The organism is Pedobacter nyackensis (assembly GCF_900176505.1).
GTDB classification, from domain to species: domain Bacteria; phylum Bacteroidota; class Bacteroidia; order Sphingobacteriales; family Sphingobacteriaceae; genus Pedobacter; species Pedobacter nyackensis.
Map to the genome: position 1 here is coordinate 183,779 of NZ_FWYB01000002.1, position 17,968 is coordinate 201,746.

14 protein-coding genes are annotated in these 17,968 nt (G+C 40.0%); 5 read left to right on the plus strand and 9 right to left on the minus strand.

The genetic code is table 11. The features are described from left to right. Positions 1–38 precede the first annotated feature (38 nt). The 4 genes from B9A18_RS05070 to B9A18_RS05085 form a co-directional block, all read right to left on the minus strand. A complete protein-coding gene (locus tag B9A18_RS05070; protein ID WP_084287714.1) occupies positions 39–971 on the minus strand; it encodes an NAD(P)H-hydrate dehydratase in 933 nt (310 codons plus the stop codon). Positions 972–981: 10 nt separating this feature from the next. Then, positions 982–3,825, minus strand: coding sequence for an excinuclease ABC subunit UvrA (gene uvrA, locus B9A18_RS05075; RefSeq protein WP_084287717.1), 2,844 nt, complete (start codon positions 3,823–3,825; stop codon positions 982–984). A 135-nt stretch (positions 3,826–3,960) separates the two neighbouring features. After that, complete coding sequence (locus B9A18_RS05080) at positions 3,961–5,004, minus strand: ferredoxin--NADP reductase (protein ID WP_084287719.1); 1,044 nt, start codon at positions 5,002–5,004, stop codon at positions 3,961–3,963. An 87-nt stretch (positions 5,005–5,091) separates the two neighbouring features. Beyond that, entirely contained in the window at positions 5,092–5,832 is a 741-nt protein-coding gene (locus tag B9A18_RS05085) for a lytic transglycosylase domain-containing protein (RefSeq protein ID WP_317048217.1), read from the minus strand. 768 nt (positions 5,833–6,600) lie between these two features. Here B9A18_RS05085 and B9A18_RS05095 point away from each other — a divergent pair. Together B9A18_RS05095 and B9A18_RS05100 are read left to right on the plus strand one after the other, a co-directional pair. Beyond that, positions 6,601–8,130, plus strand: a complete 1,530-nt coding sequence (locus B9A18_RS05095) for a pseudouridine synthase (RefSeq protein WP_084287728.1) — start codon at positions 6,601–6,603, stop codon at positions 8,128–8,130. Between the two features lie 11 nt (positions 8,131–8,141). Next, on the plus strand, positions 8,142–9,260 hold the full coding sequence (locus B9A18_RS05100; RefSeq protein ID WP_084287730.1) for a lactonase family protein: 1,119 nt from the start codon (positions 8,142–8,144) through the stop codon (positions 9,258–9,260). Between the two features lie 3 nt (positions 9,261–9,263). Here B9A18_RS05100 and bshA read toward each other — a convergent pair whose 3' ends face one another. The 3 genes from bshA to tilS all read right to left on the minus strand — a co-directional run bounded on the left by bshA (position 9,264) and on the right by tilS (position 12,460). Continuing rightward, positions 9,264–10,409, minus strand: a complete 1,146-nt coding sequence (gene bshA, locus B9A18_RS05105; protein ID WP_084288753.1) for an N-acetyl-alpha-D-glucosaminyl L-malate synthase BshA — start codon at positions 10,407–10,409, stop codon at positions 9,264–9,266. A 144-nt stretch (positions 10,410–10,553) separates the two neighbouring features. Next, entirely contained in the window at positions 10,554–11,036 is a 483-nt protein-coding gene (locus B9A18_RS05110; protein ID WP_084287733.1) for a hypothetical protein, read from the minus strand. 62 nt (positions 11,037–11,098) lie between these two features. Then, positions 11,099–12,460: a tRNA lysidine(34) synthetase TilS gene (tilS, locus tag B9A18_RS05115; protein WP_084287736.1), complete on the minus strand. Its 1,362-nt coding sequence runs from the start codon at positions 12,458–12,460 to the stop codon at positions 11,099–11,101. A 79-nt stretch (positions 12,461–12,539) separates the two neighbouring features. On the opposite strand from tilS, the gene B9A18_RS05120 reads away from it, so the two are divergent. Next, a complete protein-coding gene (locus B9A18_RS05120) occupies positions 12,540–14,843 on the plus strand; it encodes an OstA-like protein (RefSeq protein WP_084287739.1) in 2,304 nt (767 codons plus the stop codon). Here B9A18_RS05120 and rdgB read toward each other — a convergent pair. Both rdgB and B9A18_RS05130 read right to left on the minus strand, forming a co-directional pair. Next, positions 14,818–15,393, minus strand: a complete 576-nt coding sequence (gene rdgB, locus B9A18_RS05125; RefSeq protein ID WP_084287742.1) for an RdgB/HAM1 family non-canonical purine NTP pyrophosphatase — start codon at positions 15,391–15,393, stop codon at positions 14,818–14,820. The two genes, B9A18_RS05120 and rdgB, sit on opposite strands and share 26 nt — an antisense overlap. A 1-nt stretch (position 15,394) precedes the next feature. Then, the gene (locus B9A18_RS05130) at positions 15,395–15,931 is read right to left on the minus strand and encodes a hypothetical protein (RefSeq protein WP_084287744.1); all 537 of its coding nucleotides are present in this window, start codon (positions 15,929–15,931) and stop codon (positions 15,395–15,397) included. Between the two features lie 111 nt (positions 15,932–16,042). Between B9A18_RS05130 and B9A18_RS05135 the strand changes: the two genes are divergently transcribed. Together B9A18_RS05135 and B9A18_RS05140 are read left to right on the plus strand one after the other, a co-directional pair. Continuing rightward, a complete protein-coding gene (locus B9A18_RS05135; RefSeq protein ID WP_084287746.1) occupies positions 16,043–16,540 on the plus strand; it encodes a hypothetical protein in 498 nt (165 codons plus the stop codon). Positions 16,541–16,606: 66 nt separating this feature from the next. Beyond that, a complete protein-coding gene (locus B9A18_RS05140) occupies positions 16,607–17,968 on the plus strand; it encodes a peptidylprolyl isomerase (protein ID WP_084287749.1) in 1,362 nt (453 codons plus the stop codon).

The window sequence follows — 17,968 nt, forward strand, 5'->3', positions numbered from 1 at the left end:
ATAAATAATTATAATGGCTGGGGTATCTATCTCAGCCACTATTTCAAAAAGCCTTTAACGGTTTTAGGTATCTGCTCTGCCAGTTGCGATGCAGTTATATTATAATGACTTTCAGCAAGCTCATCACCCGCTTTTCCGTGAAAATAACAACCCAGTATAGCTGCTGCCTTTGCACTGTACCCCTGGGCAATATAAGCCGTAATTAAGCCCGTCAGCACATCCCCCATTCCACCTTGTGCCATAGCAGGATTACCTGTAGGATTGATCATTACATCCCCCTGTTGGTCGACAATAAAAGTATATTGATTTTTCAATACAATAACTGACCCTAGCTTTTTCGCCATTATCCTGGCAGTTTGCAACCTTTCCCACCAGGTCTTATGTTTACCAAACAAATTGTCGAATTCTTTTAAATGCGGCGTGAATATGGAATCCTTTGCGAGGTGCATCAATAGATCTTCCCGGGTAGAAAGGATATTTAACGCATCAGCATCTACAACAACGGGAACTTTTAAAACTACGAGTTCTTCAATGATACAAACCGACTCGAATAGTTTCCCTAAGCCTGGCCCAATAGCAAAAGCGTTATATTTTTTTAATGATTTTATTTTTATCAGGTTACTTCTCCCCAAATACATCGCTTCGGGCAATACTGTATTTAAAGCATTTAGTCCACTTTCAGGGACAGACACGGTTGTTAAACCTGCACCGCCATACAAACAGCCCTTTGCGCATAGCAAAGCAGCCCCCATTGTCTTCAATGCGCCTGCGATAATCAGTGCGTGCCCATAAGTACCCTTATGGGCAAAAGGCTTTCTAATCTTCAGAATAGCCTTAATATCCGCCTTTTGTATTAACTTATAAGGAGAGCTTTCGCTTTCTGCGCTCAGTTTGACCAATCCTTCGTCAACAACCTGCAATTTGCTGGAAGCATCAGAATCGGGCAGAAAGGTGTTTAAAAACACTGCCATAACGGTTTGTTTACAGGCCCATTTCCTTTTTAAGGAACTTGCCGGTTAAGCTTATCGGGTTTTGGATCAAGCCTTCGGGTGTTCCCTCAAAGATGATCCTTCCACCTCCAACACCACCCTCTTCACCAAGGTCTATCACCCAATCGGCAACTTTTACCACATCCAGGTTGTGTTCAATAACCAATACAGTATTCCCTCTTTCTACCAGCTCATTAAGCACACCTAGCAATACATTTATATCCTCAAAATGCAGGCCAGTTGTAGGCTCATCTAATATATAAAATGTCCGCCCTGTGTCTTTTTTTGAAAGCTCAGTAGCCAGCTTAACACGCTGGGCTTCACCGCCCGACAAGGTAGTGGAGGACTGTCCTAAAGTGATATATCCCAATCCCACATCTTTCAATGTTTTGATTTTCCTGTAAATTGATGGCATATTCTCAAAAAAGTCGCATGCCTCTTCAATACTCATATCCAACACATCACTAATAGATTTACTTCTATAGCGCACTTCCAGTGTTTCGCGGTTGTATCTTTTACCCTGACATTCTTCGCATGGCACCTGCACATCGGGTAAGAAATTCATTTCAATTACCTTCATACCGCCACCTTGGCAGGTTTCGCAACGCCCCCCCTTTACATTGAAAGAGAAGCGACCAGGTTTATAGCCACGTATTTTGGCTTCCGGCAACTGAACATACAAATTCCTGATGTCGGAGAAAACGCCTGTATAAGTAGAAGGATTAGATCGGGGTGTACGGCCAATAGGCGCCTGATCAATCTCTATTACTTTATCTATTTCTTTTATCCCATTGATCTTCTCGTAAGGCAAAGGATGTTTCTTAGCCCTAAAGAAATGATGATTTAATATCGGATATAAGGTTTCAGTTATTAAGCTTGATTTACCACTACCAGATACACCGGTTACAGCGATAAATTTACCCAAAGGGAAGTCTACTGAGACATCTTTTAAATTATGACCGTTTGCCTTAATGATGGAAAGCTTATGCCCTGTCCCTTTCCTGCGCTTTTTAGGTACCTCTATGCCCTTTTTACCATTTAGGTAGGCCGCAGTTAAGGTATCCGATTTCAGGATCTCTGCCGGCGTCCCCTGCGCGACGATTTGTCCGCCGTGCACACCCGCTGCCGGACCAACGTCTATTACGTGATCAGCCTCCAGAATCATATCCTTATCATGCTCTACTACCAAAACCGTATTACCCAGGTCTCTCAGGTTTTTTAAGGCTCCGATTAAGCGTTCATTATCTCGCTGGTGAAGTCCTATACTAGGCTCATCCAGAATGTACATCACATTCATCAGTTGAGATCCGATCTGCGTAGCCAATCTGATCCGCTGCGCCTCACCACCCGAAAGGGTCCGTGCGGTCCGGTCGAGCGACAAATAGTTCAAACCTACATCACTCAAAAAGCCCAACCTTGAACGGATTTCTTTTAAAATCTCTTTGGCAATGGTATTTTGTCTGTCATTCAGTCTGCCTTCCAGTCCTTCATACCAGGCTTTGATACTGCTGATATCCATTTCTGCCAATTCAAAAATGTTCTTACCGTCTATTTTAAAATGCAGACTTTCCTTTTTCAGACGGGCGCCGTTACAAACCGGACAGGTTTTCAGCTTGCGGAAAGACTCCATATCATCCACTGCAGCTTCACCTTTACGCTCCTGTTGTTCTTCAAGGAGTTTAATGATTCCGTCGAAAGTAATCTGATAGTTTTGTACATTCCATTTATTATACTCTACTGCTACAGAAAGCAACTCATGAGAACCATTTAAAATAATACTGATGATGTCGTCGCCCAGCTTTTCAATTGGGGTAGACAAAGAGAAATTATATTTTTTGGCCAGGGCTTTTAACACCTGGAACATCCAAATATCGCGGTACTCACCTAATGGAGCAAGACCACCGTTCATAATGCTCAACTTAGGGTTCGGCATCACTGATTCCTTATCTACCACGAAAATATAGCCTAAGCCATCACAATTCTCACAGGCACCATAAGGTGAATTGAAAGAAAAGTTGTTAGGCTGTGGTTCATCGTAAGAAATTCCTGTTGTAGGGCACATCAAAAAGCGACTAAAATGGGCAACATTATTGTCCTTATCGCTGATTTTAATAATGCCTTTACCTAAGCGCATAGCCGTTTGCAGGGAGTCCTGCAGACGTTTTATATCTGTACGATCAATGATCAGACGATCTACAACAATTTCAATATCATGGATTTTGTAACGATCAACCTGCATTTTAGCGGTGATATCCTGTATCTCTCCATCTATACGCACCTTAACATAACCTTGCTTGCGGATCTGTTCAAACAATTCCCTGTAATGTCCTTTACGACCTTTTACTACCGGGGCAAGGATATTGGCAGGCATATTGCCAAACTTATTAAAGATATTTTCAAGGATCTGATCTTCGCTCATCCGCTCCATTTTCTCGCCGGTATTGTACGAAAAAGCATCAGCGGTACGTGCATATAGCAAACGCATAAAATCATAGATCTCGGTAATTGTACCTACAGTTGAGCGTGGGTTTTTACTGGTTGTTTTCTGCTCAATGGCAATAACAGGACTTAAACCGGATACTTTATCCACATCAGGCCTTTCCATTCCTCCCATAAACTGGCGCGAATAGGCGCTGAAGGTTTCCATATACCTACGCTGCCCTTCTGCATAAATGGTATCGAAAGCCAAAGAGGATTTACCACTCCCACTTAAACCTGTAATAACAACAAGTTTGTTCCGTGGGAAGGAAACATCAATATTTTTAAGGTTATGCACCCGGGCTCCATACACTTCAACATCTTTCTGCTCGCCTAGGTCAACGGTATTTTTGCTCATATATATTAAAAAAAGATACTGAATCTATACGTTTAAGATTGCAATTCTCTACACTGCAAAATTGCTAAAAATTTTATCAAAATAACGGCGCGAAACCAAAAATTACATTAGCCTCATGTTCGCCATATTTACAGCCTACCAGATCAGTGTGGTACCGTCTTCAGTAGGGTGTCCGGTACACACCAATACTCTTCCCGCTGCGATTTCATCATCCATTAAAACTTCGTTATAATCCATCTCTACCCCCCCTTTTATGCAATTAGCCGTACAGGTGCTGCATATCCCTGCGTGACAACTATAAGGCAGGTTGATGTTGTTTTCCAATGCGACATCAAGTATGGTTTTGTTATAGGGAACATCCAAATGGTAAATATTGTTCTTAAAATTCAATACAACAGCATAGGTATTGGTGTGCTTCACCTTCTTTTCTGTTGAATCGTCTTCATCCACCTCATCTTCGGGCAGCACAAAGGTTTCTCTTTTAATCTGAGTGATATCAAATCCCATTTCCAGCAATTTGATGCGACAAGTCACCATGTAGTCTATTGGCCCACAAGTATAGAATAGCGCATCAGACCCATTGTAAACCATTTCCTCATTCACAATCTTCTCGATCAGGAAAACATTTAACCTTGCAGTAAGCAGGTTTTTACTCTGACTGGAGACATAAATAATTTTAAACCTCTCCCGATACTTTGTCTGCAAATCATTCAATTCTTCATAAAATAGGGTTTCCTCTACCGACCTACGACTGTAAATCAGTATTATTTTAGAGTTCTCTTCTTTATGCAGTGCTGTTTTCAATATAGAAAAAAGTGGAGTAATGCCCACGCCAGCGCCAAAAAGAAAAACAGTCCTTTTAATTTGCGGATCCGGTTGATAAATGAACTGTCCGTTAGGTGCCAGCGCATACAGCACATCTCCTACCGCTGTTTTGTGATGAAGGAATCTGGAAATCTCGCCATTCTCTACCCGCTTAATAGCTATAGCCAAAGGCTCATCTACATCAGGGGAACTGCAAAGGGAATAAGATCTGCGGAGCTCGCGTCCATGAGTATTAAACACAAGCGTTAAAAACTGCCCAGCCAGGTACTGCGGCTTTTGGCCATTTAACACTTCGAAACTAAGCACCAGGGTTTCTCCAGCACTAAATTTCATGTCTTGTATCATCAATTCCATAGGGGGCTTAAATTAGCAAATTCCAAACAAAAACAAAAGCCGTTCAGTAGATACTGAACGGCCTTCCTCATTGCATATTTTTTTATTTTATTCTGAGTTTTTATGCTCTTCTTTTCCCGCATTAAAAGCTAACAGTGTCCTTGGAGCTGTATAACCATAATGCGATGGATTTTCCACAATCTGTTTCATGGAGATCAATTTGTAAACATAACCACCAGTTTCGGAGTTTAGTCTCATTTTGAAATAATTATCCTGGTTTTGTCTGTTAATCTGGCGCTTCATATGGCCATCACCAACATTGTAAGCTGCCGCGACTAAAGTCCAGCTATCAAAGGTATTATAAAGATCTTTGATGTATTTGGCTGCCGCGATAGTTGATTTACGTAAATTATTACGCTCATCTACTTTCGAATTAACTTTTAACCCATACGTGCGAGCTGTCCCGGGCATAAACTGCCAAAAACCGGCAGCACCTTTAGGAGAAACTCCACTATGTAATCCTGATTCCACCAAAGGCATATATTTAAAATCTTCGGGAATGCCATAAGCGGCAAGGATCGGTTCGATTATTGGGAACCATTCTGCTGCTTTTCTGTGCAGCTTATTCGTTTGTAAATTACTAAAGTAATGTGCAGCCAGCGTTTTCTTCATTTTACGCTCTACTTTGACATCCCCAACCGGTAATGTCTCATCTGCAAAGTTTAATCGAGCCATTAAAGACAATGGCTTCGTGATGTTTGATGTTAGTGTATCTGTACTTGTTATTTCTGATTCTTTTGAAATACTTTTTGCTGCTCGGGGCATGTTGTAAGCAAACACTTTTGCCATAACCAGTAATGATATTATTACCGTACATGTTATTATGTGTTTCTTTATCATTTTCCTCCTTTTTTTGGTTAACAATTTTAAAACGTCTGCAAATGTACGACATATGATGTTAATTATCAAGCTATTACGAATTTAACTGCAATAATCGCGCTTTAAAGCAGTTTAAAGCGCGATTATAAAAAGACCAATTCCGGAGCTTTTTAGGGTTTCTTTTGCATCGGTTACAAATTCAAAAAACAATAAACAATGGGAGAATTTGGGAGTATTTTAGGCACAAAAAAATCAATTTTCAGGAAAGTAATTCCAAGCATCAAACGATTTCAGGAAGAGTTTTCTGGTAAACAAACAAACTCAGGAATAACGAGTCAACAGCTAGTTCGAGTTAGCCTAAATCAACAAGTAATATCCGGACAAGACAAGCTATAGCAGCCTTTATAATGACAAGGCAATAAGTAGAGGGAAAGTAGCGGATGAGTTGCGGGTTGCTTTACCCTTCCTTTACCCTTGGGTTAGGGTTGCTTTACCCCAGGGGTAAACCAAGGGTAAGGCAAGGGTAAAGGAAGGGTAACCCAAGGGTAAAGGAACCCCCTAGTTTAGGGCTACTTTACTGCTGGTTATCCCCAACTTATTACAGCCTCATTCAAAAAGCTGACCGATATGCGGTACTAATCAGCATCTTAATTGCAGTTCTCCGACACTAATAATTAGGAATCAGCGCATTTTTTCGTAAATTTGTCGCCGCATAAATTATGCGAATAAAAGCGTATCATGATAAAAAACAACAACAGGAACAGTCGGGATGACAAGTCCAAACCGGGAAACCGAAGCACAACAGGCAAAAGACCAGGTGGAGCAGAGTCTTCATATAAGGGAAAAGGCAAGTTTGACGATAAAGAAGGAAGAGACAATAAATTTAGCGGCGATAAAGAATTTAAACCAAGAACATTCGGAGCGCCAAGAGAGGGAGACAGAAAAGACTTCAGACCTAGAGCAGGTAAGGAAGGAGATTCAAGAAGCTTTAAACCAAGAGGAGAAAACGATTCAAAAGAATTCAGACCAAGAAGTACCGGTGGTGATTTCAAACCAAGAGCCGCGAAAGATGGTGACAATAAAGGCTACGGTTCAAGAAGCACTGGTTCAAGAGATTTCAAACCTGGAAACAGGGACAACGACAGCAGAGACTTTAAACCACGTTCTTTTAATAAAGATGCGGGTTCAAGAGATGCTGGCTCAAGAGAAACTCCTGGAGAAGGCAAACGTAGTTATATAAAGAAAGATCATTTTAGTGCAGGAGGTGATAAACCTTTCCGCAAATTTGACGATAAAAAAAGTCAGTCTTCAAGAAGCACTGACAGCAGACCTTTCAGAAAAAGAGAAGATGAAGGTACAAAAGCCGGCGGAGAGCGTAACGAACGTTCTTTCCAACGTCCGGAGCGTGGCGAACGTTCTTTTGATCGTTCAGACCGTCCAACACCACATGGAGAACGCGGTTCACGCCAGGAGCGTAACAATACCTGGTCGGGTCCTGAAAAGGCGCCTACTATGCGCGGCAGGAAAAATCCTGTTGTTCAAAAAGATGACGGCCTAATCCGCTTAAACAGATACATTTCCAATGCAGGTATTTGCTCTCGTCGTAAGGCTGATGAGCTGATTGCTGCAGGTGTAGTTTCTGTAAACGGAGAAGTGGTTTCTGAATTGGGACACAAAATTGATCCTGCAAATGATCAGGTTCGCTACAACGGTGAATTGCTAAAACGCGAAAAGAAAATTTACGTACTTTTAAACAAACCTAAAGATTACATCACTACTACTGATGATCCTCAGGAGCGTCGTACAGTAATGCAATTGGTTGATAAAGCAAGCAGAGAGCGTATTTATCCGGTAGGTAGATTAGACCGTAACACCACAGGTTTATTATTGATGACCAACGATGGTGATCTTGCAGACAAGCTTTCTCATCCAAAAAATGGCATCACTAAAATATACAATGTTGAACTGAATAAGAGTTTAAGTCAGGGTGACCTGAATAAAATTCAATTCGGTTTAGAATTGGAAGATGGAATTATTAAACCTGATTCAGTATCTTACGTAACCGGAGGTTCTAAACGTGAGGTTGGTATACAAATCCATAGTGGTAAAAACAGAATTGTACGCCGTATATTCGAACATTTAGGATATGATGTGGTAAAATTAGACCGTGTTGTTTATGGTAACTTAACGAAGAAAGATCTTCCACGTGGAAGATGGCGTTACCTGGAAGAGCATGAGCTAATCCAGATTAAACATCTGATCAAGTAATAACAACAAATATGAATAAGATCTTCTCTCTTTTACTCGTTTCATTTTTCACACTGCAAGGATTTGCACAAAAAAAAGAGTACAATTTAATTATTGGAACTTACACAAATACGGGTAAAAGTGAGGGGATCTATATTTACAACTTTGATGTCGATAACGCTGATTTCAAATTCAAGAGCGTTGCCAAAGACATAACCAATCCCAGCTATCTAGCGGTCAGCAAAAACAATAAGCGGGTTTACGCAGTAGCCGAAGCGCCAAACAACAGTGCGGTAGCGTCTTTTGCCTTTGATGGCCTAAAACCTGAGCTAAGCTTCTTAAATAAGCAGGCTACCGGAAGTCCGGGCCCCTGCTTTGTACTGGCCGACGAGAAAAATGTTTTCTCTGCCAATTACGGCGGCGGCAGTATTTCTGTTTTTGGAATTGAGACCAATGGCTTTTTAACTCCAATCAAACAGTTAGTACAGCATACAGGAAAAAGCATAGATCCTAAAAAAAGACAGGAAAGTGCGCATGCACACCAGATTCAGTTTAGCCCAGACAAAAAGTATGTAATTTGTACCGACCTTGGTGAAGACCAGGTCTACCTTTACAACTATAATCCTGAAGCAAGACAAGAAGTACTGAGCGTTAAGCAAATCGTTAAAACTACACCTGGTAGCGGCCCACGACACCTTACTTTCAGTCCGAATGGCAAATTCGCTTATCTGGCGCATGAATTTAACGGCATTGTTACCGCGTTTGCGTACCAAGATGGCAGCCTGACTAAGCTTCAGGAAATTGGCACTACTGACAAAGATTTTACAGGAAGAATTGATGGTGCAGATATCCATATATCACCTGATGGCAAATTCTTATATGAGACCAACCGTGGTGATGCAAATACCATTTCTGCATTTGCAATAAAGGCAGATGGAAAACTCAGTTTCATATCAAATGCAAGTACACTAGGCAAAGGCCCGAGGAATTTTACCATTACGCCTAATGGGAAGTATCTTTTGATAGGCCACCAATACACCAATGACATCGTAATTTTTGAACGCAATAAAAAAACCGGCACCTTAAAGGATACCGGTAAAAGAATTGAACTGGGCGCTCCGGTTTGTTTAGTCTTTGCGCCAATTAAATAAGCTTTACGCTTCGTTTAATTTATGTGATTCGGCTATAATCTTGTTATAGTAATTGACATATTCAGGGAGAATTTTCTTTAAATCGAAATCCTGCGCCCTTTTAAATGCATTCTCTTTAAATTGCTTGAGCACTTCGTCGTTTTCTAAAATACTAATGGCTTTATTGGCCATATCTTCCACATCACCAACATTACTCATATACCCCGAGAATCCATCGATATTCAATTCCGGTAAGCCACCAGAGTTAGATGTTATTGCCGGAACCTTACAAGCCATTGCTTCTAATGCGGCCAGGCCAAAGCTTTCAGACTCTGAAGGCATAAGGAACAAGTCGGAAACAGAAAGAATCTCTTCAACAGCATCCTGTTTACCAAGGAAACGAACATGCTCGCAAATTCCAAGGCTTCTGCACAATTGCTCAACTGAAGCACGTTCAGGTCCATCGCCAACCATCAATAATTTAGACGGAATCTTCTCCTGAATCTTCTGGAAGATTCGGATTACATCCGATGTACGTTTTACTTTTCTAAAATTAGAGGTATGTATTAATATCCTTTCATGATTCGGTGCAATGGCTTTCTTGAAATGATCTTTAGGTTTTAAACTGAATCTTGTGAAATCGATGAAATTAGGAATTACCTTTATCTCATTTGTGATTTCAAAATGTTCCTCAGTGTCTTTCTTTAAACTCTCTGATACTGCAGTTACACCATCCGATTTATTGATCGAAAACGTAACCACAGGCTTATAGGTCGGATCTTTCCCAACTAACGTAATATCCGTACCATGCAATGTAGTTACAAAGGGGATGTAGATACCGTAGGTTTCAAGGATTTGCTTAGCCATAAATGCAGCTGAGGCATGTGGGATAGCGTAATGTACATGCAGAATATCCAATTTTTCGAAACGCACCACATCTACCAGTTTACTGGCCAAAGCAGATTCATAGGGAGCATAATCAAATAAAGGATAGTCTCTTACGGAGACTTCGTGATAGAACAGATTGGCAGAAAAGAAATCAAGGCGCGCAGGCTGACTATATGTGATAAAATGTACCTGATGACCTTCATCGGCTAATGCCTTTCCAAGTTCAGTAGCTACAACACCACTCCCACCGAAGGTAGGGTAACAAACAATACCTATTTTCATTAGAACATATTTTCTTTTAGATGATGAAGCTATCATGAGCATATGCATGTTCTTGCGGTCGCTATGCTCACGACGGTTTCATTGAAATTATTTAACAATGCAAAGTACAGTACTTAAACTGATCTTTATGTTAACCAATTGCAATTATTTCCTCATTTCTTCCTGGATTACCAGATACATTTCATTTGGTCTTTGTGTGCCGATGTAATATTCAAGGCCATCAGTATCAGTAAGCACGATGGCATCCTTACCTGAAGAATAAAACCTGATGCTTCCTTTTCGGTGAAGATTGTAAACGGGATTATTGAATAAATAATTACTATAAGTATCCTTTCTAACTTTAACAATAGAATTTAGGTCTATTTCAACCTTTCGGGCAGACCATAGCCCATCAATAGTGATGCGCTTCTGATCAATTATTATTTTATATTGAATTAAAAATAGCAGTATAATAGAAACACCAATGATGCCGAAACCTACGACCAAAAAAAGATCCTGGGTATTGTCGCGATCACGTTCATAAACATAGGCAGCAAAACAAAATGCAGCCATCACCAACCTGATACAAATCCTTATATAATCACGTCCAATGTATTGTTTTTCAAAATAAGCGTAGCGGTTTCCCATATGTGTATGTTTTCAATCCAATAAAGTTACTGGTTTTTTAATTGCATTATACCTTTCCCAATTTAAGATTGTTTAGGAATTGTAATATCTAGATGTTGCAATTTGAAAATTGTTACATTTTCCGTCGCTTCAGTAAGTTTATACCGGTTATCCGATCGCAATCCGGCAACCCAGATGATCTCGCCATTCCCGTTAATCAGTATTGGAACACGATCCTTTTCGCTCAGGGGCACCTTCTCATCAATAAAGAAATCGCTGAGTTTTTTATAGTTGTCCATCCCCATTGGCATGAATTTATCTCCATGCTGCCAGCTGCGCAGTACTAAAGGGAAAAGCAGTCTGGCTGTATCTACGTAAGCCGCATTGCAGTTATTTTCAAAATAAACCTCTTCGGATGAAGCAATGGTAAGCTGGCTGCCTAAAAAATCGACAACTTCATCATGAGAATGAATCATCAGGTGATTGCTCACAACAGCATCATCAGCAAGGGCATTAATGATCAACTGTTCCCTATCAATTACAAGGCGATGCGAAATACTGAAAAAGGCCGTACCACTTTGCTTATTCATTGCACCTAACAATTCTTCAACTACTGATTCTGAAAAATCAAATGGCCTAAGCAATTCAAACAGCAACAGGTGTTGTGGACTTAAGCTCTTAACCCCTTTTATGGGTAAATAAAATCGCCCATCCTTTTCTTCAACAAAATCTGTCCTCAGTTTAGCTACTACATTTTGCAAAACGAGTTCCGTATCAGTAAAACGTTGAATGTTGTGCTGAAAAGTTTCCTCCAGGTTAGGATTGATCTCTTTGAGGTATGGAATTACATTTAATCTGATTTTGTTACGGGCATAGTTGGTGCTTTGATTAGAACTATCTTCAACATAATCTATATCATGATCCCTGATTAAGCTGGCAATATCACTGGCGGAAAGAAACAATAAGGGCCTGATCAAACGATCTCTTTTTGGTGAAATGCCGTGCAAACCTGCAATACCTGTGCCTCTGGTCAGATTTAACAAAACGGTTTCGATGGCATCATTCTGGTGTTGAGCCAATGCAATCACCTCATAATCTTCGCGAGCCCTGATTTCCTCAAACCAATCATAGCGAAGCGTTCTTGCAGCCATTTGGGTCGACACCTTATGCGCTGCCGCGTACTGCTTAGTTTTAAAATGAGTCACATAGAAAGGGACATCCAATGTGGCCGCCAGCATTTTCACAAAAGCTTCATCTCTTTGCGACTCGTCGGCCCGTAAATTAAAATTGCAATGGGCAATACCAAAATCAAATCCGGAGAGTTTAAATAAATGCGCCATTAAAACGGAGTCCTTCCCTCCGCTAACCGCCAGAAGGATTTTGTCTTTTGCCTTGAAAAGGGAATGCTGATCAATGTAAGCCTTAAAATTTTGCAGCGGTAACATGGTCTCAAAAATAATGAATAAAAACTCAGGATGGCTTCATAACCTTTAAAAAAACAAATTATAAAACTAACTTTGTATTGTGCAGAAACTACGCTATTTCCTGATCCTATTATTATTCCCTGTCGCTGTGCTTGCGCAACAGAAGACAAAGATTGTTGTAGAAAGTTTTACTGGTACTTATACGGATGCAAAAAAAAACATATCCTATTTAAAAAAACCAGTTTTCAGACAAGATAATGCTACGCTAACCTGTGACAGTGCTGTTTTTTATCCAAATGAGAATGTTTTTGATGCCTTCAGAAATGTGCACATCAACCAGGGTGACACCATCAATATCTATTCTGATCGCTTAAATTATAATGGAAACACAAAGGTTGCGCATTTAACCAACAATGTGCGGATGATAGATCGGGAATCGACACTTACCACTAATATACTGGACTATAACATGGGCAGTAAAATTGGAACCTATGTAAATGGCGGTAAAATTGTGAGTAAAGATGTAACACTAACCAGTAAAAACGGATATTATTTTTCCAACAGTCGTGATGCCTATTTCCGTTACGATGTTGTGGTTGTTACACCAGAATCCACTATCAATTCAGACACTTTAAGATACAACACCCTGACCAACTGGACCTATTTTTATGGCCCTACCAATATAAAAGGCAAGGATGATAATCTATACACCGAAAATGGCGCTTACAATACCAAAACGCAGAAGGCCTATTTTGGAAAGAAAAACCTGTACACCATGGGTTCCAAATCACTTAAAGGTGATAGTTTGTATTATGATGGGATTGCAGGCTATGGAAAAGCCGTAAGAAACATTGTTTTTAATGATACTACCGATAAGACGGTGATGTATGGACAACTGGGATTTTATTATAAACAAGACGAGAGGACCCTGGTTACCAAAAACCCATATGTAGGAATGGGCACGGCTGACTCTATAAAAGTGAACAATAAGCTACAGCCGGATAGCCTTTGGCTGGGTGCAGATACGTTGGAAACTCAGATGGTACTAAAAAAAACACTGACACTTATCTCCTCTCCTGTCATAAAAAAGGACAATGAACTTGGTGAGGCAGAAGACGAAGAGCAAGGGAAAGGGAAAGAGAAAAAAGTAGGTCCCGAAAAACCTACTGCTGTTGCACCCAAGGAGACCGCTGTTTCAAAAAAACAAACCAGACAGGATAAAAGGAATGCTAGAAACGGAAAAGATGATACGAAAAAACCTATCCTGAATGATAAGATAACAGCGGCAAAGGACAGTCTTTTAAAAGATAGCATACGTATTGATAACAAAGCTATCCCCATACCCAAGGATTCCTTATTAATTTCAAAAGCCGACTCCCTTGTAAAAAAGGGGAAAGATAATCTCCTAAAGAAAGATAGCCTTTCAAAGGCATTAAAGACTGCCATACCAGTGGTAAAGGCCAAAGCTGATACGGCAAAAGGAAAAGTCCTTGTACCTAAAACAAAGGCTATAACATCAGTTAAAGATTCGGTCCCTTTTAATCCCTCAGACACGGTGCGAACCAGGGTTATTAAAGCCTATCACAATGTGCGCGTGTATAAGGCTAATATGCAGGCAATGGCAGATTCCTTGTTTTACACCAGTGCCGATTCGACCCTTCGCTGGTACAGCAATCCGATCCTTTGGTCGGAAGGCTCACAGCAAACGGGAGATACCATTTATCTGCAATTGAAAAACAAGAAACTAAATGCCGTTCAGGTCATACGAAACGCTTTTCTGGTTAATGTAAATGCCGATTCTGCCAGGTACAACCAGATAAAGGGAAGACTGATTACCGCCTTTTTTAAAGAGGGAAAACTGCAAAATATGTTTGTAGACGGGAATGCAGAAAGCATCTTTTTCAACCAGAATGAAAAGAAAGTTTATACCGATATGAACCAAACGGTGAGTAGTCGGATAAAGATCCTTTTTAAAGAAAAAGAGATTGCGAAGATTGTAACCATTAGAGAACCAGAAGGGGTTAGAACACCTATCCCTGAATTAAAAGAAGATGTTTTCCTAACCGGTTTCACCTGGAAACCTGAAATAAGACCGCTCTCTAAAAAGGAGGTGATTAACGGAAAGGCTAAAGCAAAAGTTCCTGCTAAAAAAGCTGTACCGGCGAATGGACAAAAAACTAATGGGAAACCGGCGGCACCGGCTAACGGTGCAGTTCCGAAAGGAACAACTAAAGTCCCAACGGTAATCAAGACGCCCACGACAATTCAAAAAGACAGCACTCAAAAAGACAGTACACTAGTTAAGCCTGTACTCCCTAAAACAGAGCTTGCCCCTAAGGCTGCGCCTGTTAAAGAAGTAAAACCTGATACGGCTAAAACTACTGCTCCTTTAAAAAAGCAATAAGCTTATTCATGGCCAGTGCCCGGTGACTGATCAGATTTTTCTGTTCCATGCTCATTTCGGCAAAAGTCTGCTCATAGCCATCAGGGACAAAAATGGGATCATATCCAAAGCCTTGGTCTCCTGTTGGCGTTTCATTGATCTGGCCATTGATGATTCCCTCAAAAAGGAAGTTCTCCGCTCCGCGCATCAAAGAAATAACAGTTCTGAAACGTGCTTTTCTATTTGTCTGCCCTTCCATCTTTTGAAGTACCAGCTTTAAATTTGTCTGATCATCTTTAACGCCCGAATACCTGGCAGAAAAAATACCGGGTTCCTGATTTAGCGCTTCAATTTCCAAACCGCTGTCATCCGCAAAGCAATCGATATGGTAATGGTCAACAACGTATTTACTTTTTAAGGTTGCATTTTCTGCAAATGTACTCCCCGTTTCGGGGATATCAGTTGTGCAACCAATATCACTCAGGTTTAGTACTTTATATTTATTTGACAGCAGGTTACGTACTTCCTGCGTTTTGTATTGATTATTGGTCGCGAATACTAATTCTCTCATGTTATAACCCAAGGTTTTGAAGACTTCCCCATAATGCTTTTTTCCCTCCAGGATGCTGATCCAACGCTTTTAGCTCTGCTGAAAAGATCATTCTTACTGCCCCTTCCTGAACGATTGAATTTTCGGGATAGCCAGACAGCGAAAGGGCTGCAGGTGTAACACCAAAAGCAAAAACCAAAGTACAAGAAAAATAATCCTGCAATTGTTTAAATCCGGTGCCTTTGTACTTAGCATAGTTTAACAAGGCAAAATCATTGGCTGTAAGGTTTACAGACTTTACGATTTTACGCAACAGCTCACGTCCCGCTTCATCACTTACTTCATTTTGCTCATCGTTAACAAGAATAAGTATATTGCGTTTGTTATTACCTAAGAACTTAAAGTCGGCTACAGGCGTTTGAACAGGCAAAGCCTCAAACTCAACATCCACAGTCGGACCGAATCCATCGTGCTGAACACCAGGCTCATTAACTAAATAAACATCATCGGTAAAAAATAAACGCAGGGCTGCTCCGTCGGTGGTTAATTGGCTGTCCATTAATGATAATTTTACTGGGAATCTTTTTTCTGTTAAAATTAGTTAAATATCTTATTATAGTGCCTTTATTTATTACTTTTATGCCTTAAAATTATATACCATACAACTTTTGTGAGAAAAGCTTACTGCATTATTATTTTATGTCTTTTTGTTGCAGTTACGTTTGCACAAAATGTAGCCATCATTAATGGAAAGCCTATATCGAATAAGGAATTCATGTGGTTTTACAAAAAAAACCATGGGGGTAATGCAAATGTTTCTTACAAAGATTTGGAGACTTATCTGAATCAGTACATCAACTTTAAGCTTAAAGTTCTGGATGCAAAAGAAATGGGTTTAGATGCAGACACAGCTTATCTATCCGAGGTAAAAAATTACGAGACGTCGTTAGCGGCTCAAAAAAGGATAGCCAAGTCCAGCGCTGCCTATCAAATGATTATGAATGAATACAAAGAGGCAGCTTTAATGTTTAATGTATCAGAAATAAAAATATGGAATAAGTCGAAGGACGACCAGGATAAGATTGAATCGGAATGGATTGAGGTATTGAGAAAGAAGTATCCGATAAAGATTAACCAAAATGAATTAAAGAAGCTGGCAAAGTTGTAAGTAAACTAGCCAATAGCTGTTGAGAATATTAAATTTGCAAAAGGAATACAATTGAACAAACATATAATGAAGAAATTTTTAGTGATCACAAGCGGATTAATCTGTTTGTTTTTAAATACTCAGGCACAGAAAAAGAATATTGATAAAGTGGTAGCGGTGTTGGGAAGCAATATTATTCTGTTATCTGATTTGAACCAGCAATATGCGCAGTTTCTTAACTCAGGAAATACTGATGACCCTAAAGTAAAATGTTACATCCTACAACAGATGCTTGCTCAAAAGCTGTTAAAGCAACAAGCGGAAATTGACTCTGTAGTTGTTGAAGAATCACAGATTGATGAAGAAGTTGAAAAGCGTATGCGCTATCAGATTCAAAAAGCCGGTGGCCAGGAACGTTTGGAGCAATTCTTAAACCGTTCTGTATTGCAATATAAGGATGAGATCAGACCGGATATCAAAGAGCAGTTGATTTCAAATAAAATGCAGCAAAAAATCACTCAGGATGTGAGCATCACTCCTTTAGAGGTTAAAAAGTATTTTGATGCTTATCAAAAAGACAGTTTACCTGATATCCCTACTGAGTTTGAGATTGGTGAAATTGTAATGTACCCTAAGCTTACTAAAGCAGAGAAACAAAAGTATCATGATAAAATTGACGCTTTACGTTTAAGGGTAAAGAGTGGCGAAGACTTTGCTTTCCTTGCTAAATCCTATTCTGAGGACCCAGGTTCAGCACCTGACGGTGGTGACTTAGGCTTTTTTGACAGAACCAGAATGGTAAAAGAATTTACTGCACAAGCATTTAAGTTAAAAGCTGGCGAAATATCTCCTGTTTTCGAAACAGAACATGGTTTCCATATTTTACAAGTAATAGAGCGTCGTGGAGAGCAGGTTCAGGCGCGTCATATCCTGGTTCGTCCTCAAAATACAACTGCGAGCATGGATCGTGTTAAACTTAAGGCCGATACCATTTACAAAAACCTGGTAAGCAAGAAAATTCCTTTCTCTTTCGCAGCTTCTCAATATTCAGACAATAAAGAATCACAATATAATGGTGGTATGTTGCTTTATGCAGATAATGTTACTGCCAGAACAACCTTTATTCCTGCGGATAAACTGGATCCTAAAGTATTCATGATTGTGGATACGATGAAAGTTGGAGAAATTTCTACACCTGCAGCTTTCACGGATCAAAGTGGTAAAGATGGATACAAGATTCTTTATTTAAAATCTAAAATTCCACCACACAAAGGAAATCTGGAGCAGGATTATGCGAAGTTTAAGGAAAAAGCGCAGCAAGAGAAAACCGACAAGATCCTAAGTGAGTGGTTTGAAAAAAGAAGAGAAAACACTTACATCCGTATTGATGAAGATTACAACGATTGTGATGAATTGAAAATCTGGTCGGCTAGATCCGCAAAAAAATAA